The sequence below is a fragment of the Kutzneria chonburiensis genome (assembly GCF_028622115.1).
Taxonomy (GTDB): domain Bacteria; phylum Actinomycetota; class Actinomycetes; order Mycobacteriales; family Pseudonocardiaceae; genus Kutzneria; species Kutzneria chonburiensis.
Map to the genome: position 1 here is coordinate 3,520,142 of NZ_CP097263.1, position 15,228 is coordinate 3,535,369.

At 70.1% G+C, this 15,228-nt stretch carries 12 protein-coding genes; 5 read left to right on the top strand and 7 right to left on the bottom strand.

What is annotated here, in order from left to right; genetic code table 11:
- Window positions 1-183 precede the first annotated feature (183 nt).
- The gene (locus M3Q35_RS15725; RefSeq protein ID WP_273942521.1) at window positions 184-2,070 is read left to right on the top strand and encodes an RICIN domain-containing protein; all 1,887 of its coding nucleotides are present in this window, start codon (window positions 184-186) and stop codon (window positions 2,068-2,070) included.
- Window positions 2,071-2,130: 60 nt separating this feature from the next.
- Here M3Q35_RS15725 and M3Q35_RS15730 read toward each other — a convergent pair whose 3' ends face one another.
- A complete protein-coding gene (locus M3Q35_RS15730; protein WP_273942522.1) occupies window positions 2,131-2,727 on the bottom strand; it encodes a TetR/AcrR family transcriptional regulator in 597 nt (198 codons plus the stop codon).
- A gap of 85 nt (window positions 2,728-2,812) precedes the next feature.
- Between M3Q35_RS15730 and M3Q35_RS15735 the strand changes: the two genes are divergently transcribed.
- Window positions 2,813-3,784 (top strand): LLM class flavin-dependent oxidoreductase, encoded by a 972-nt coding sequence (locus M3Q35_RS15735; RefSeq protein ID WP_273942523.1) that lies wholly within the window; start codon window positions 2,813-2,815, stop codon window positions 3,782-3,784.
- Here M3Q35_RS15735 and M3Q35_RS15740 read toward each other — a convergent pair.
- Window positions 3,733-5,001: a helix-turn-helix domain-containing protein gene (locus M3Q35_RS15740; RefSeq protein ID WP_273942524.1), complete on the bottom strand. Its 1,269-nt coding sequence runs from the start codon at window positions 4,999-5,001 to the stop codon at window positions 3,733-3,735. The genes M3Q35_RS15735 and M3Q35_RS15740 overlap by 52 nt on opposite strands.
- Window positions 5,002-5,045: 44 nt before the next feature.
- On the bottom strand, window positions 5,046-7,181 hold the full coding sequence (locus tag M3Q35_RS15745; RefSeq protein ID WP_273942525.1) for a tetratricopeptide repeat protein: 2,136 nt from the start codon (window positions 7,179-7,181) through the stop codon (window positions 5,046-5,048).
- Between the two features lie 100 nt (window positions 7,182-7,281).
- On the opposite strand from M3Q35_RS15745, the gene M3Q35_RS15750 reads away from it, so the two are divergent.
- On the top strand, window positions 7,282-7,734 hold the full coding sequence (locus tag M3Q35_RS15750) for a nuclear transport factor 2 family protein (RefSeq protein WP_273942526.1): 453 nt from the start codon (window positions 7,282-7,284) through the stop codon (window positions 7,732-7,734).
- Between the two features lie 5 nt (window positions 7,735-7,739).
- Here M3Q35_RS15750 and M3Q35_RS15755 read toward each other — a convergent pair whose 3' ends face one another.
- Entirely contained in the window at window positions 7,740-8,201 is a 462-nt protein-coding gene (locus tag M3Q35_RS15755) for a DUF4913 domain-containing protein (RefSeq protein WP_273942527.1), read from the bottom strand.
- Window positions 8,202-10,310, bottom strand: coding sequence for a hypothetical protein (locus tag M3Q35_RS15760; protein ID WP_273942528.1), 2,109 nt, complete (start codon window positions 10,308-10,310; stop codon window positions 8,202-8,204).
- A gap of 325 nt (window positions 10,311-10,635) precedes the next feature.
- On the opposite strand from M3Q35_RS15760, the gene M3Q35_RS15765 reads away from it, so the two are divergent.
- The gene (locus tag M3Q35_RS15765) at window positions 10,636-11,628 is read left to right on the top strand and encodes a LacI family DNA-binding transcriptional regulator (RefSeq protein ID WP_273942529.1); all 993 of its coding nucleotides are present in this window, start codon (window positions 10,636-10,638) and stop codon (window positions 11,626-11,628) included.
- Here M3Q35_RS15765 and M3Q35_RS15770 read toward each other — a convergent pair.
- Complete coding sequence (locus M3Q35_RS15770; protein WP_273942530.1) at window positions 11,625-12,062, bottom strand: GNAT family N-acetyltransferase; 438 nt, start codon at window positions 12,060-12,062, stop codon at window positions 11,625-11,627. The two genes, M3Q35_RS15765 and M3Q35_RS15770, sit on opposite strands and share 4 nt — an antisense overlap.
- Before the next feature lie 144 nt (window positions 12,063-12,206).
- On the opposite strand from M3Q35_RS15770, the gene M3Q35_RS15775 reads away from it, so the two are divergent.
- Entirely contained in the window at window positions 12,207-13,727 is a 1,521-nt protein-coding gene (locus M3Q35_RS15775) for an alpha-L-arabinofuranosidase B (RefSeq protein WP_273942531.1), read from the top strand.
- A 46-nt stretch (window positions 13,728-13,773) separates the two neighbouring features.
- On the opposite strand, the gene M3Q35_RS15780 is transcribed toward M3Q35_RS15775, so the two are convergent.
- A complete protein-coding gene (locus tag M3Q35_RS15780; RefSeq protein WP_273942532.1) occupies window positions 13,774-15,153 on the bottom strand; it encodes a polysaccharide lyase 6 family protein in 1,380 nt (459 codons plus the stop codon).
- Window positions 15,154-15,228 lie beyond the last annotated feature (75 nt).

Below are 15,228 nucleotides of genomic sequence, written 5' to 3' on the forward strand. Positions count from 1 at the left end.
TCGCGCGCCGCGCACCACACCGCTGTCCACAAACGACTGTTGTTTCATTTGTTCCAGGCGCTTTTCGATACATGTTCCTTTGTGTGCCAGCGATGTTGACATACGTGAAATCCGGTGCTGCACTCTCCGCACCCTGTTACAGCAGTGTTACATTTGTTTCAAGACAAGGGAGGGTGTCCCTGCATGACCTCCACCAAATCCCGTCACCGGCTGCTGGCCGGCTGTGCCGCGGCGGCGCTGGTCGCCTCTGCGGCCGCCTACGCGGTCACCCAGGCCCCGCCGGCGTTCGCGGCGACCACTGCCAACGTGTGGCTGACCACGCCGGACCAGAGCAACAAGCTGACCCAGAAGACGCCGGTGTCGTTCGGCTCGCCGGGCAGCGGCCCGGTGATCACCATCGATCCGAACACCACCTACCAGTCCATGGTCGGCTTCGGTGCCTCGCTGACCGACGCGGCCGCCTGGAACATCGCCAACTCCTCGGCCCGCAACAGCATCATGACCTCGCTGTTCAGCCCGACCGGCGGCATCGGCCTGAGCTGGCTGCGCCAGCCGCTCGGCGCGAGCGACTTCTCGCGCAGCTTCTACAGCTACGACGACGGGTCGGCCGACCCGAGCCTGTCGCGCTTTTCGGTCGCGCATGACCAGTCCTACATCCTGCCGCTGGTCACGCAGGCCAAGCAGCTCAACCCGGCCGCGTCGGTGATGGTCGTGCCGTGGAGCGCGCCGGGCTGGATGAAGACCAACAACAACCTGGTCGGCGGCTCGCTGTCGACCAACTACGAGAGCACCTTCGCCGACTACCTGGTCAAGTCGGTGCAGGCCTACCAGTCGGCCGGCGTGCCGGTGCAGTACCTGGCCGTGCAGAACGAGCCGCAGAACCAGCCCGGCGGCTATCCCGGCATGCTGATGGACGCCAACCAGCAGGCCCGCATCATCAACAACCTGGCGCCGAAGCTGTCGCAGGCCGGCCTGAGTACGAAGATCCTGGCCTGGGACCACAACTGGGACAACCCGGGCTACGCCACGTCGGTGCTGTCCCAGACCGGCAGCAACACCGCGGGCTCGGCCTGGCACTGCTACGGCGGCGACCCCAGCGCCCAGACCGGTGTGCACAACCAGTTCCCCGGCAAGGACATCTTCTTCACCGAGTGCTCGGGCACCGAGTCGGGCAACACCTTCGCCGACTCTCTCGTGTGGCAGGGCCGCAATCTGGCCGTCGGCGCGACCCGCAACTGGGCCCGCTCGGTCAGCCTGTGGAACATGGCGCTGGACGCCGACCACGGCCCGGTGATCGGCTCCTGCGGCAACTGCATGGGCCTGGTGACGGTGAACGGCGGCAGCGTCACCTACAACGCCGACTACTACGTGCTGGGACACCTGGCCAAGTTCGTCAAGCCGGGGGCGGTGCGGATCAACTCCACCGCGCAGAGCCAGGGCGGCATCGAGAACGTGGCGTTCAAGAACCCGGACGGCACCATCGCTCTGGTGGCGGTGAATTCCGGCGGCACGCAGAACTTCCAGGTCTCCTACAACGGCCAGTCGTTCGGCTACAGCCTGCCCGGCGGCTCGATGGCCACCTTCACCTGGCCGGGCACCGGCGGCACCACCCCGCCGCCGACCGGGATCGACTCGTCCAAGTGGTACTCGGTGACCGCCCAGGTCAGCAGCAAGTGCCTGGACGCGGCCAACCGCGGCACCGCCGACGGCACCGCGTTGCAGCAGTGGTCCTGCACCGCGGCGACCAACCAGCAGTGGCAGTTCCGGTCCACCGGTGACGGCTACTACCAGGTGGTGAACCGGAATGCGGCCAACCTGGCCTGGGACGTCAGCGGTGGCGCTGGCGCGACGGGCGATGGCGTGACCGTGCAGCTGTGGAGCTACGTCGGGGGCTCCAACCAGCAGTGGCAGGCCGTCGACAACGGCAACGGGTCGTACCGATTCGTGGCCAGGAACAGCACCAAGTGTCTCGATGTGCGGGATCAGTCCACTTCGGACGGTGGGCTGCTCCAGCAGTGGACGTGCAGCGGTGGGCCGGCGCAGTCGTTCCAGCTGACCGCTCAGTCGTAGGTTCGCCCGTTCGGGCGCGCTCCGGTCAGGCTGCGCGCCCGAACCCCGCTCCCAGCGTCCTCAGCCCCGCAGGTCCCCGATCCCGGCCGGGCGACCGGGCAGCTCCGACTCCACGAGCAGTCCGTCCAGGTACACCTGCAATCCCCGGTGCGCGAACACCTCGATGTCGGCCCAACTCTGCCCGGCGCCGGGCCGGGTCAGTTGTGCCAGGGCCATCAGCACGTCGCCGAACCCGACGTCGCGGCGGATCTCTCCGGTGTCCTGGGCCGCGGTCACCAACTCGTCCACCGCGTCGATCACTCGCTGCTTCAGCTCGGACAGGCCGTCGTGGTCGTCGGCGGCGAGCAACGGGCACAGGATGGTGATCCGCAGGTCGGCGACGGCGTGCACGAAACGGGCCAGGGCGTCGAAGGGCTCGGTCTCGGCCAGCAGGGCCCGCTCGGCCTCCTCGGCGGTCCGGGTCATCACCTGCCGCACGACCTCGTGCAGCAGCACTCCGCGGTCGGCGAAGTGCCGGTACACGGTCGCGTTGCCGATCGCCGCACGCTTGGCGATGTCGTCGAGGGCGGCCTCCGGCCCCTGCTCGGCGAACACATCGACGGCGGCGGCCAGTATCCGCGCCCGGTTGCGGAGCGCATCGGCCCGAACTGCCGGCATAACCTCCCCTCTCATCAAGTGGGGATCCTATCCCCACTTATGCTACGGTCAAAGCGGGGAACAAGTCCCCACTTAGGGAGGGATCATGCGTTTCGGACTCATCATCGACTTCCGCGGCTCACCCCAGGAGACCCGAAGTCCGGCCCGGCTCTACGCCGACACCGTCGAGCACCTGACCCACGCCGAGGAGCTGGGCTTCGGCCACGCCCTGATCGGCGAGCACCACTTCACCGACGACCACTTCGTGCCGTCGCCGCTGGTCGCGGCCACCGCCATCGCCGCCCGCACGACGACGATGCGCGTCGCCACCAACGTCGCCCTGCTGCCGCTCTACCACCCGGTCCGCCTGGCCGAAGACGTCGCCGTGCTGGACGTCCTGTCCAACGGCCGCGTCGACCTCGGTGTCGGGGTCGGCTACCGCGCCGCCGAGTTCGCCGGGTACGGCGTCGCCCGGGAAAACGTTGGCAGCACGGCAAACGAGACCCTCAACACGGTCCGCCGCCTGCTGAGCGGCGACACCGTCGACGGCGCGCGGATCACCCCACGACCCGTACAGGACCCACACCCGCCGATCTGGGTCGGCGGCACCAGCCGCGCCGCCGTGCGCCGCGCGGCGCTCTACGGCGACGCCTACACCGGCCCCGCCGACCCGACGGTGTGGCGCATGTACCTGGACGAGTTAGCCACGACCGGCAAGCAGCCGCGGCTCAATCTGACCGGCAGCCCGTGGCTGTTCGTCTCCGACGACCCCGAGCGCACGCTCGCGCAGGTCGGCCCCGGCCTGCTGCACTGGTTCGCCGAAGCCGCCCGCCTAACGCAAGCCAACAACGTCAGCCACAGCGGCATCCGCGCCGTCACCACGATCGACGATCTCCGCGGCCTGGTCTCGATCCTCACGCCGGACGACATGGTGGCCAAGATCCGGTCCATGGTCGGCGATCTCCCGGTCGACACCTTCGGCCTTCGACTGGCCGCCCCCGGCATGCCGGCTCGTGACGTCGCCGATCACCTGGAGCTGTTCGCCGGCAAGGTGTTGCCGCGCTTCTCCGGCAGCTGAGGGGCCTCGCCGCAGAAGTCGATCAACCCTCGCGCATCACCCACGCTGTAGGCGGCGAAGCAGCGGAGCAAGTGGTGCATGACGTAGCGGCCGTTGGCCTGACGGCGCAGCAGCGAGGCGTCTTCCAACTCCCGCAACACCTTCGTCACCTGGGGCTGTGACAGCCCGGTCGCCCCGGCAATCGCCGCGACCTCGACGTCGACGGTCCCCAGCACCCCGAAGACCTTCCGCTGCCCATCGGTCAGTCCCCGCAGCGACCAGGACAGCACCGCCGGCAGGCTGGCCGTCGGGTCGGCGTCGTCCAGCGCGTCGAGGCCCAGCTCGGCCAGCTCGGCGGCGAACTCCGACAGCGGGATGTCCGGATGGGCATGGGCCCGGCCGGCGACAATGGCCAGCGCCAACGGATATCCCCCGCACAGCCGGATCAGCTCACGCACGACGTCGGCCTCGGCGGCAAGCCGCCAGTCGCCGATCCGACGGGCCAGCAAGCCATAAGCTTCATTGTCCCCCAACACATCCAGCCGAACGTGCCGGGCACCGTTGCGGTGCAGCAAGGCGGTCAGCGTCGTCCGGCTGGTGATCAACACCGTGCACGACGACGAGCCGGGCAGCAGCGGCGCAACCTGATCCGCGCTGGCCGCGTTGTCCAGCACGATCAGTATCCGCCGATCGGCGACGTGGCTCCGGTACAGGGCCGCGTGCTCGGCCACCCCACCGCGAAGATCCTGTACTCCCAACGCATCCAGGAATCCCCGCAGCGCGGTCAGCGGATCGACGGGCTCCCCGTCCGGGCCGTGACCGCGAAGGTCGACGAACAGGTGCCCGTCCGGGAACTCCTCGGCGTGCTCGTGGGCCCAGTGCAGCGCCAGCCACGTCTTGCCGATCCCGCCCGGCCCGACCAGCACGGTCGGCGCGTCCACGACCAGGTCGGACCGCCCGGCGAACCCGTGCGGCGCGGCCGACAGCTGGCGGGGCCGGGTGGACCGCTCGGTCGGCTGGAGATCGTGCTCCGCCAACAGGTCCTCGTACTCGACCGGCGCGAGGCCGAGCACGTCGGCCAGCTGCCGCAGGGTGTCCGGGCGGGGGTTGACGCGGGTGCCGTTCTCCATGCCGCGGATGGTGCTGACCGACACCCCGGAACGGTCGGCCAGCGCCTCCTGCGTGAGCGCGGTTCGCATCCGAAGTTCACGCAACGTGGAACGGCGTCGGTCCGCCATTGCTCATCGCCCCCTCGCCGCATGGTAACCCGGGCGAAGGTGATTCAACCGGCAGTCGTGTGATCCAGGGCATCGAGTTGCCGCCGGACTCGGTCGGCGTCGGCGTCCCGGCCCTGCTCCTGGAACAGCAGCAACGCCTCGCCCCAGGCCGCACGGGCGTCATCGAGCCGGCCGATGGCGGCGAAGGGATGCCCGATGCCGTCCAGCGCGACCGCCGCGTACATGGTGTTGCCGACGTCACGGAAGATCGCCAAGGACTGCTCGTAATAGTCGACGGACGCCGCGTGGCGGCCGGTGCGGTGGGCGATCAGACCGAGGCTGTCCAGCGCCGCGGCCTCACCGTCGCGATAGCCGTTGCGGCGCTGCATCGCCAGGGCCTGCTCGCAGTGGCGGCGGGCGTCGTCGAAGTCGCCCAGCCGGGCCGCGTACCAACCCATGGAGTTGACGGCGTCGGCCTCCCAGACCGGCTGATCGAGCGTTCGGTACAGGGCCAGTGCCTGGCCGGTGTGCTCCAGTGCCACGCGGTCGTCGCCACGCTGCTCCCACGCCGCCGCGAGCATGCGATGAGTGTTGGCCTGCTGTAAGGCGTCGCCGCCGGCCAGCGCCTGCTCGAAGTGCTCGGTGGCGTCCTCGAACCGGCCCAGCGCGCCGTAGGCCCGGCCGAGCAGACCGTGGGCGCTGGCCCGGGCCGCATCCGGCAGATCGGCCGCCAGCGCGGTCTGCCACACCGCGAGCCGGTCGTGGTGGCGGCCTCGCCGGTACAGGAAGCTGTTCACGGTCCGAGCCAGCTGCCAGACCTCGACGCCAGCGGCAACACGTTGCGCGGCAAGGAGATTCGGCAGCTCGGCGTCGAACCAGGACAGTGCCGTCGGCACGTCCGGGATCGGCTGCGGCTCAACGCTCGTCGGGGCCAGGTCCAACGGCTGCGGATCGATCTGCTGGGCGGCGGCATTGGCGGTGTGCAGGTAGAAGTCCAGCACCCGGCGTAGCGCCGCGGCCCGGTTCGGCACCTCCTGCCGTGCGGCGAAACCGCGGATCAGGTCGTGCATCGCGTAGCGGCCGTTGGCCAGCCGGGTCAGCAGCGACGCCTCGGTCAACGCGCGCAGGATCCCTGTCAGCTGCGGCTTCGACCGACCGGTGAGGCTTACGGCCGCCGGCAGGCCGATGTCGGCCCCCGGCGCGCTGCCGAGCAGAGCGAACACCGTCCGCTGCTCGTCGGTCAGCGCCCGCAGCGACCAGGACAGTACGTTGGTCAGCGCGTCCAGCCCGTGTTCTCGCAGCTCAGCGGCCAATTCCAGGGAGTTCCGATGGCGGGCCCGACCGACCATCACCGCCAGCGCAAGCGGGTACCGCCCACACGCCTCGATCAACTCCGCCGCGGCCGCCGGCTCGGCCGCGACCCGGTCCGCGCCGAGCGCGTTGACCAGGAACTCGTGCGCCTCGGCTTCGTCCAGCGCAGCCAGCGGCAGGTGCTGGGCGTTGTGGCGGTGCAGCAGCGTCGACAGGGTCCGCCGGCTGGTCACCAGAACCTTGCAGGTCGGCGTGCCCGGCAGCAGCGGCACGACCTGGTCGGCGGTCGCTGCGTTGTCCAGCACGATCAGCAGCCGCTTGTTCGCCACCTCGCTGCGATACCGGGCCGCGTGCTCGTGGACATCGCCGGTGACGCGGGCCGTGTCGACGCCGAGGGCGTCCAGGAAGCCGCGCAGCGCGGTCAGCGGGTCGAGGGGATCGCTGTCCGGGCTGAATCCGCGCAGGTCGACGAACAGCTGCCCGTCCGGAAACCGATCGATCCGCCGATGCCCCCAGCGCGCCGCCAGCCACGTCTTGCCGATGCCGCCCGCGCCGGCAATCGCGCTGATCACGACCGTCGAGGACGCCACGTCGAGCTGGGCCAGCTCTGCCTCACGCCCGGTGAATCCCGCCGGCACGGCCGGCAGCTGCCGCGGCACCGACGGCACGCCCAGCACCGACGCCATCAGCTCGTCGCGGTCCTCCGGCGACAGGCTCATCGCGTCGGCCAGCTGCCGTAACGAGCCCAGCTGCGGGTTCGGCCGATCCCCCGTCTCAAGACCGCGGATCGTACGGGTCGACACCCCCGAGCGCTCCGCCAGCGCCTCCTGGGTCAGGCCCGCCCGCTGCCGGAACCGCCGCACCACCGAATCGCCCACGCCATCGGACATTAGCCCACCAACCGGTCAGCCCACCGCCGATGCTCGAGAACCGCTCAAGGCCGGCTCGAACCGCGCCTGGATCCGGCCGCAGCCGTGGCAGGCTCGGGCCGTGCTCACGCTCGAGGAAGCCGCCGACCGGCTGGCGATTCGCGAACTGGTCGACGCCTACGCGCACTGCGCCGACCGCCGGGACGCGGCCGGACAGCAGGCTCTGTTCACTGTGGACACCAGGTTCCTGGTGTTCATGGACCGCACCGACGACCGGCCGACGCAGGAACTGCACGGCCGGGATTCGCTGGCGCCGGTCTTCGCCAACCTCAACACCTATGACGTCACAACGCATTTCAACGGCCAGAGCACGATCGCGGTGCACGGTGACCGGGCCACCGGCGAGTCGTACTGCATCGCCCACCACCTGTGCGAGGTGGACGGCCGCCGGATGCTGATGAAGGCGGCCATTCGCTATCTGGACGAGTTCGCCCGGCAGCCGGACGGCAGGTGGCTGTTCGCCGAGCGGCGACTGATGGTGGACTGGACCGAGACCCGCCCGTCGACGCCCTAGATCTGTCAACCGAGGTCGAACGGATTGCTGGTCTGCAGCCACTTCGACCGCTGGTCGTTGAAGAGGCCGGCCGGCGGCTCGGCCAGCGGCAGCGGCACTTCGGGTTGATGACCGTCGACGCAGCGGGCGAACGGCCCGTTGACCGGGTCGGTCAGCGCCCGCACGTGCGGGTCGACATGGTGCAGCCACCAGTTCGACATGCCCAACGCGGGATCGAAGCGCAGGAACTCCCACGCCCGCCACACCGAGTCCACCCGGGACAGTGCCTCGGGGTGCCGGAACCACGACGGGCACCAGACGCGTCCCGATTCAGGACCGGGCGCCTGGACGAAGTAGCGGAACCGGTCGGCGACGAACTCGAGGACGTTCGAGTAGAACAGCTGGCCCTGGTTCGCGGTGCCCAGCTCGTCCTGCTGGATGTCGGTGGGCGACTCGCCGCCCTCCTCGCCGGGGAGTTGTGCTGCCATTCAGGGTCTGCTCCTCATCAGATGGGTTGCGTCGACCACGTCGCTGTGGCGGCCGAGCCGTTCGAGTACGGTGGCGAGGGTAGCCACCGCCGACCGCAGATCGGTGTGGAAGTCGACATCCTCGACGACCAGCCGCCGATACGCGTTGAGCGCCGCCCGGGCCGGCCCTTCCGCACGCGCGGCCCGGCGCACGTCGCGCCGCCCGCACAGGCTCAGCACGTCGGCCAGCGCCTGTTGCCGCCATGCGACCGCCGCCGGGTCGTCGTCCGCCGCGGCCTGGCCGAGTTTCTCCAGCTCAAGGGCAGTGCGCCAGGCAGATGCGGCGTCGCCCACCATCTCCTGCCCACGCGCCAAGCGCGCGAGCGCCTGAAACAGGCCGGCGTCCGGATCCGAACGCCGCAGACGCACCTCGTGCTCGGCGATCCGGACGGACTCGCGGAACCTGCTCGTGCTCTGCAACGCACGGCCCAGCGCCGCGCACGTGTCGGCCAGCGGAGGCACCAGGTCCTCATCGGTGGCAGCGAGTTCCACCCGTAGCTCATAGGCCTGCCACAGCGCGGCGGCCGCCCGATCCCAGACCCTGGAGTCCAGGTAGCTGACACCGATGTGATGCAGGCAGCCGGCCTGCCGGCGGCGCTGCTTCAGCCGCCGGTAGAGCGGAAGGGCCTGACGCAGCAGGATCCGCTCGGCCACCCGCCGGTCGTGGTGCCAGTACCACTCGGACAGGTCGTAGAGCGTGTCGGCGCGCAGGCGGAGGAACTCGTCCAGCGAATCCGCGGAGACGTCGAGCGCGTGGGATCGCAGCGTGTCGAGGTGGCGGATCAACTCCTCGCCGAGGTCACGCTGCCACTTCCCCCGGTCCTCGGCCGCGACGTGCAGCAGGCCGGCCGCGCTGACGAGCGTGGCGAGGAGGTCGTGGCCGGCACGGTCGCGGATGGCGCGCTGGGTCAGCCGGTGCATGACCACCACGGTGTTGCCCGTACCGGCGAACTCGATCAGCGACGCGTCACGCAGGGCGGCGAGTGCGTCGTCGGCATTCGGCCGCAGGGCCAACAGGTCGCGGGACACACCGTCGGGTGACAGCACGCTGAGCAGATCGAGCAGCTCCGCCGGCGTCCGGTCGGTCTCGTCGGCGGTGAAGGGCTCGACCGCGAGCAGGATCGCCTTCGCCGCACCGTACGGATAAGGGTCGCCGGGCAACGCGGTGAGCAGCCGGTCCGCGGCGGCGCTCTGGTAACGACGCAGATAGGTGGCGTAGTCGTGGTCGATCCGCACGATCCGGGCGGCCGCCTGGGCCAGGGCCAGCGGCAGGCAGCCCAGCTCACGGGCGAGCGTGCGGGCGCCCGACGGGTCCGGCAACCCGGTGCTGTCGGCGAGGAACCGCACGGCGGTGTCCAGGCTGAACAGCTCCACCGGCACCCTGGTGCCCAACTGGTCGATCGTGTGGCTCGCGCTGGTCAGCACGATCTGCGCGCTGCCGGTCGCGGGCAGGTGCGGCATGACGTGCGCGGGATCGGTCACGTTGTCGAACACGAGCAACGCGGGCCGGCGCAGCGTCTGGAGGTGGTTGCGGACCCGCGCGACGGTCATCGCGGTGCTGTCCCCGGCGTGGCGCAGGTCCAGCGCGTCGGCGAGTTCCGCCAGCCCGGCCACGACCAGCTCCTCGGACTGGGCCGGGAACCACGCCACCAGCCAGCCGTCCGCGATCCGCTGACGCGCGTAGGCGCCGGCGGCCTGGGTCTTCCCGACCCCACGCAGGCCGGTCACCGTGCACACCACGGCAATCGAGCCGTCGACGATGCCGGCGAGAGCGCGCACCACGTCGACCGGAGGTTGGAAGTGCTGTGGCGCCCGCGGCACGGGTCCCACCACGACCTGGTCGCCGTGCTCTTCCGGGGGCAGCTGTACCTCGATGACCCGCGGCGGCGCCGGGGCCTCACGGCCGGCCCACCAGCCCAGCGGCGACATGATCAGCGCGCTGGGCAGGGCCGCGACGCCGAGCGCGTTGCCGGTCTCCATGCCCAACGGGAAGTCGCAGAGCCACCACCCGAATGCGAACACCGCGGCGCCGACGACCAGCGTGATGGCCCACTTGATCGCTCTCGGCATGCACCAACCCATCGACCGGTATCGACGGCAGAGACAGTACCGCAGCGGGGCCGGGGCCGTGGTGCACGTCTGACAGGACGCGCACCCCGTTGTCAGCGCTGGGAATCGCCTTGCCGACGCATTCCCGCGTCGGGTCGCGAAGTCCACTTCGGACAGCGGGCAGACCCAGCCCTCGGCACGGTCACCGGCGCGCACTGCGCCGGCTTCGCGCCGTCGGTCGCCGGGAACGGGCAGGCTGCCCGGCTGAGCTGCTGGTTCACGTAGCGGGACAAGAGATCCGGGACGGCCGCGGCTGGTCCGGACGGCGGAGCGCTATCGTCGACCCATGGCCGTGACGCTCAGGGACGTGGCCCGCATGGCCGGGGTGTCGATCAAGACCGCGTCCAACGTGGTCAACGGCTACTCCTTCGTCAAGCCGGAGAACCGGCGGCGGGTCGAGGAGGCGCTGGCCGCGACCGGCTACCGGCCCAACATCGGCGCCCGCAACCTGCGGCGGGGGCGGACCGGGTTCATCGCCCTGGTCGTGCCCGAACTCGGTATTCCGTACTTCGGCGAGCTGGCCGGGTTGGTCATCACCGCCGGGCGGGAGCTGGGCTGGAACGTGCTCATCGAGCAGACCCAGGCCAGCCGTGAGGGTGAGCGGGCCGTGTTGTCGGCCCTCGGGCCGCACCTCATCGACGCCGCCGTGATCAGTCCCGAGGCCCTGCACGCCGCCGACTTCGCCGAGCTCGACCCCGGCGTGCCGCTCGTCATGATCGGCGAGCACTCCGTCGACGTGCGGATCGACCGGGTCGCCATCGACAACGTGCTCGCCGCGCGGCTGGCCGTCGGGCACCTCGTGGAGATCGGGCGGCGGCGGATCGCGGCCATCGGCGCCCATCCCACCCGTGGCACCTCCGAGCTGCGGCTCGCCGGCTACCGCCAGGCGCTGGCCGACGCCGGGCTGCCCGAGCTCGTCCGCCCCGCCTTGTCCTACCACCGCCAGAACGGCGCCGCCGCCATGGCGTCCCTGCTCGACCTGCCCGAGCCCCCCGACGCCGTCTTCTGTTTCAACGACCTGTTGGCCATCGGCGCCATGCGGGCCATCGCCGACCGTGGGCTCCGGGTGCCTGAGGACATCGCCGTCGTCGGCTTCGACAACACCGAGGAGGGCGCTTACAGCCGGCCCACCCTCACCAGCATCGCCCCCGACAAGCTGGCCATCGCCCGCACCGCCGTAGAGCTGGCCCGCCGCCGCATCGAGGCCGAGGAGCCCTTCGAGCCCGAGGACATCCAGACCCCGTTCACCTTGGCCGTCCGCGAAAGCACAGCCGGCTAACTCGGGTTTTCGGTACGCCCGTCCAGCTGCCACCAGTAGCCGGCGTCGTCATGGGCCGACGGCCGGCCGCCGGTGGCCTCGTACAACGCCTTCGCCGGGTCGTTGTCCTCGTCCGTGAACAGCCACATCCGGCGGTGGCCTTCCCTGATCGCCAGGTCGCGGAAGGCGGTCAGCAGGGCTCGGCCGACGCCGCGCCGGCGCATCGAAGCCACGACGCCGATCTCGTACAGCTGAACCTGCGAGTAGCCGCCGACATGCCGCTGCCGCAGGCCCCACACCCACCCGACCAGCTGCTCCCGCTCCAACGCGACGAAGGCGATCGAGGCGGGATCGCGGAGGAAGGGCCCGTGGTCGGCGACCGCGATACCCCGGAATTCCAGCACAGCGGCGTCGAGCAGGCGGTGATCGTCGGCGGTCAAGCGGTGTACCAGCACCGCGCGATTCTCGCGCAGGTCACCGCCCGATTTGTCGGCTGTTCACTGTCCTGAACCGGACATACCCATTTACAACGTTGTATCGGCGGTGCCAAGCTGAATCGCCACGTGGTGTCCGCAGTCCCTGCTAACCCGGGAGACCCAGTGCCACGACGACTACTGTCCATCGCCGGGATCGTCTGCCTGGTGGTGGCCTGCCTGACGGCCATCGGCGCGAACACGGCGCAAGCGGCCACGTCGCTGCCGTGCGACATATACGGCTCGGCCGGCACGCCGTGCGTGGGGGCGCACAGCACGGTCCGGGCCCTGTACGCGAACTACAACGGACCGCTGTACCAGGTGAAGCGCGCGGACGGCGCGCTGGCCGACATCGGCCTGCTCGCGCCGGGCGGCATCGCCAACGCGGCGGCGCAGGATTCCTTCTGTGCCAACACGACGTGCATCATCAACGAGATCTTCGACCAGTCGCCGCGGCACAACGACCTGACCGTCGAAGGTGAGGGTGGCGCGGGTCGGGCGGACGTCGGGGCGCCGGCGGACGCGCTGCCGGTGAGCATCGGCGGCCACACGGCGTACGGCCTGGAGATCTCCGCGGGCATGGGCTACCGCGACAACACGACCAGCGGCGTCGCGGTGAACGGCCAGCCGGAAGGCATGTACATGGTCGCATCGGCCACGCACGTCAACGGCGGCTGCTGCTTCGACTACGGCAACGCGGAAACCAACAACCAGGACACCGGAAACGGCCACATGGACGCGGTCTACCTGGGCCTGCGCTGCGAATTCGGCGGCTGCAACGGATCCGGCGGCCCGTGGGTGGAGGCCGACCTGGAGAACGGCCTGTACCAGTCGAACACCGGCACGAACGTGAACGACGCCGGCCCGGGCCTGATCCCCTTCGTCACGGCGATGCTGTCCAACAACGGACAGGACCACTTCGCCCTCAAACGCGGCAACGCCCAGACCGGCGGCCTGACGACCACGTACTCGGGCTCCGAACCGACGGTCAAGAGCGGCTACTCCCCCATGCACCAGGAGGGCGCGATCGTCCTCGGCACGGGCGGCGACAACAGCAACGCCGATGTCGGCTCGTTCTTCGAGGGCGTGATGACGGCCGGCGTGCCGAGCAACGCGGCCGACAGCGCCGTGCAGGCCAACATCGTGTCCGTCGGCTACGGCGGCTCGAACGGCGTGCCGGGCGGGCAGCTCACGCCGGGCTCGTCCGTCTCTTTAAGGGCCACCACGGCCTGCTGCACCACCCGCTACCTTCGGCACAGTAACGGTGAAGCCGTTACTTCGGTGATCAGCACGGCACTGGACAAGGCCGATGCCACCTGGATCGTCCGACGGGGCCTGGCCAACCAGTCCTGCCTGTCCTTCGAGTCGAAGAACTATCCCGGCGACTACTTACGGCATGCCAACTACATCGTGCACCGGCAGCCGTTCGACGGCAGCGATCTCATGCGGCAGGACGCCACGTTCTGCCCGGCCCCCGGCAACTCCGGGTCCTTCACGTCATTCCAGTCGAACAACTACCCCGGCTACTACATCCGGCACTACAACGCCACCGTCTACATCGCCCACAACGGCGGCGCGAATCCGTGGGACACCACGAACCTCTGGGCCGAGGACACCACCTGGGAGGTCACCGCGCCCTGGGCGTGACGGTGTGGTCCCGGCCGGCTCTGGGGGCCGGCCGGGACCGCGCCGGTCAGGGCGCCTTGGGGCCGACGTCAGCCGTGGTCAGCGGCCGCGCCGGGGCCGAGGCGTTGTACTGGTCCGCGCCGACGTCCTTGGCCGACGGCCGGGTCTGCTTGTCGATGTCCAGCGTCACCTGCGGGTACGAGCCCGTCGCCGCGCCGATGGCCGGGCTGTTCGCGCTGGGGCGCAACAGGTTGTGCGCGTCCCGCACCAGCTTCGGGTCCACGGTTCGGTACGCCCCCGATGGCAGCGAGCCGGCACCGGAGCCGAACAGGATGTTGCCGGTGAAGTGCAGCGACGTGCCGGTGCCCTTGGCCGCCGCCGGCCCGTGCCCGAGCAGGATGTTGTCGGCCAGGGTGTCGTCCAGCGGCGCGTACTTCTTGCTGCTCTCGTACCAGATCAGCGAGTCGCTGCCGGACAGCGTGTTGAAGGCGACCAGGCAATGGTCGGAGGACTCGTGGTCGGTGCCGTTGGTGGTGTCGTCGCGCACCTCGCCGCCGCCGAACTCCATGGCCGGCCCGGAGGTGTCCTCGACCAGGTTGTCGACGATCACGTGGTTGTTGCCGAAGAACCGGATGCCGGTGCTGCCGCCGATCAGGATGTTGCCCTCGACCCGCGTGTTCCAGCCGTGCCGCAGGGACAGCGTGCCCCTGCTGTTGACGATGGTGTTGTACTGCACCACGTTGTTCGAGGACTTCACCGAGATCGCCTCGGAGTCGCCGTCGGCCTTGTCGAACAGGTTGTCCTCGATGAGCCCGTCGGCCTCGGCGTGCTGACGGCCGGAGAGGCCGAAGCGGATGGACTCGCCGCCGTTGGCCCCGTGGTACTGGTGGTTGTAGAAGTAGTTGTGGTGCACGTGGACCCGCTTGGCCATGTCGTGCGCGCCCGGCCCGACCACCTGGAGGTACACGCCCTGGGCGGTCCGATTGGAAAAGGTGTTGTGGTCGACCTCGGTGTCGTCGGCCTGCACGGTCAGGTCCGCGCCGCCTTTGTTGCCGTCGAACGTGTTCCGCGTGACCCGGTTGGCCTTCGCGTCCCCCGGCACGGTCAGGCCGCCGCCGTCGGCGAACACAAACCCTTGCACCACAACGTGTGACGCGCCGGTCAGGTCGAAACCGCCGCTGCCGGTGAACCGCACTCCGCCCACCGACGCCGCCATGATGGTGATCGGCGCCTGCGAGGTGCCCGACCGGCTGACCCGGATCAGCACGTTGTCATACGTGCCAGGGCCGACGACCACGCGATCCCCGGGCTCCGCCCGGGCCAGCACGGCCGACAGTTCGGACGGTGAGGACACGACCAGCGCCTTCGCGCCGGCCAGCTGCGTGCCGCCTACGGCCAGCAATCCGGCCAGCCCGACGGCGATCGCCAGTTTTCGAGTATGCCTCATCTACGCGCTCCTGGTTCGGTTGCAGGGTAACCGGACGGCCGGCGCGCGGCGGTGAGGCCAGGGAACCACCAGAGG

Coding starts and splice junctions, on each gene's coding strand:
- M3Q35_RS15725 (WP_273942521.1), top strand. CDS start 184: ATGACCTCCACCAAATCCCGTCACCGGCTGCTGGCCGGCTGTGCCGCG.
- M3Q35_RS15730 (WP_273942522.1), bottom strand. CDS start 2,727: ATGCCGGCAGTTCGGGCCGATGCGCTCCGCAACCGGGCGCGGATACTG.
- M3Q35_RS15735 (WP_273942523.1), top strand. CDS start 2,813: ATGCGTTTCGGACTCATCATCGACTTCCGCGGCTCACCCCAGGAGACC.
- M3Q35_RS15740 (WP_273942524.1), bottom strand. CDS start 5,001: ATGGCGGACCGACGCCGTTCCACGTTGCGTGAACTTCGGATGCGAACC.
- M3Q35_RS15745 (WP_273942525.1), bottom strand. CDS start 7,181: ATGTCCGATGGCGTGGGCGATTCGGTGGTGCGGCGGTTCCGGCAGCGG.
- M3Q35_RS15755 (WP_273942527.1), bottom strand. CDS start 8,201: ATGGCAGCACAACTCCCCGGCGAGGAGGGCGGCGAGTCGCCCACCGAC.
- M3Q35_RS15760 (WP_273942528.1), bottom strand. CDS start 10,310: ATGCCGAGAGCGATCAAGTGGGCCATCACGCTGGTCGTCGGCGCCGCG.
- M3Q35_RS15765 (WP_273942529.1), top strand. CDS start 10,636: ATGGCCGTGACGCTCAGGGACGTGGCCCGCATGGCCGGGGTGTCGATC.
- M3Q35_RS15780 (WP_273942532.1), bottom strand. CDS start 15,153: ATGAGGCATACTCGAAAACTGGCGATCGCCGTCGGGCTGGCCGGATTG.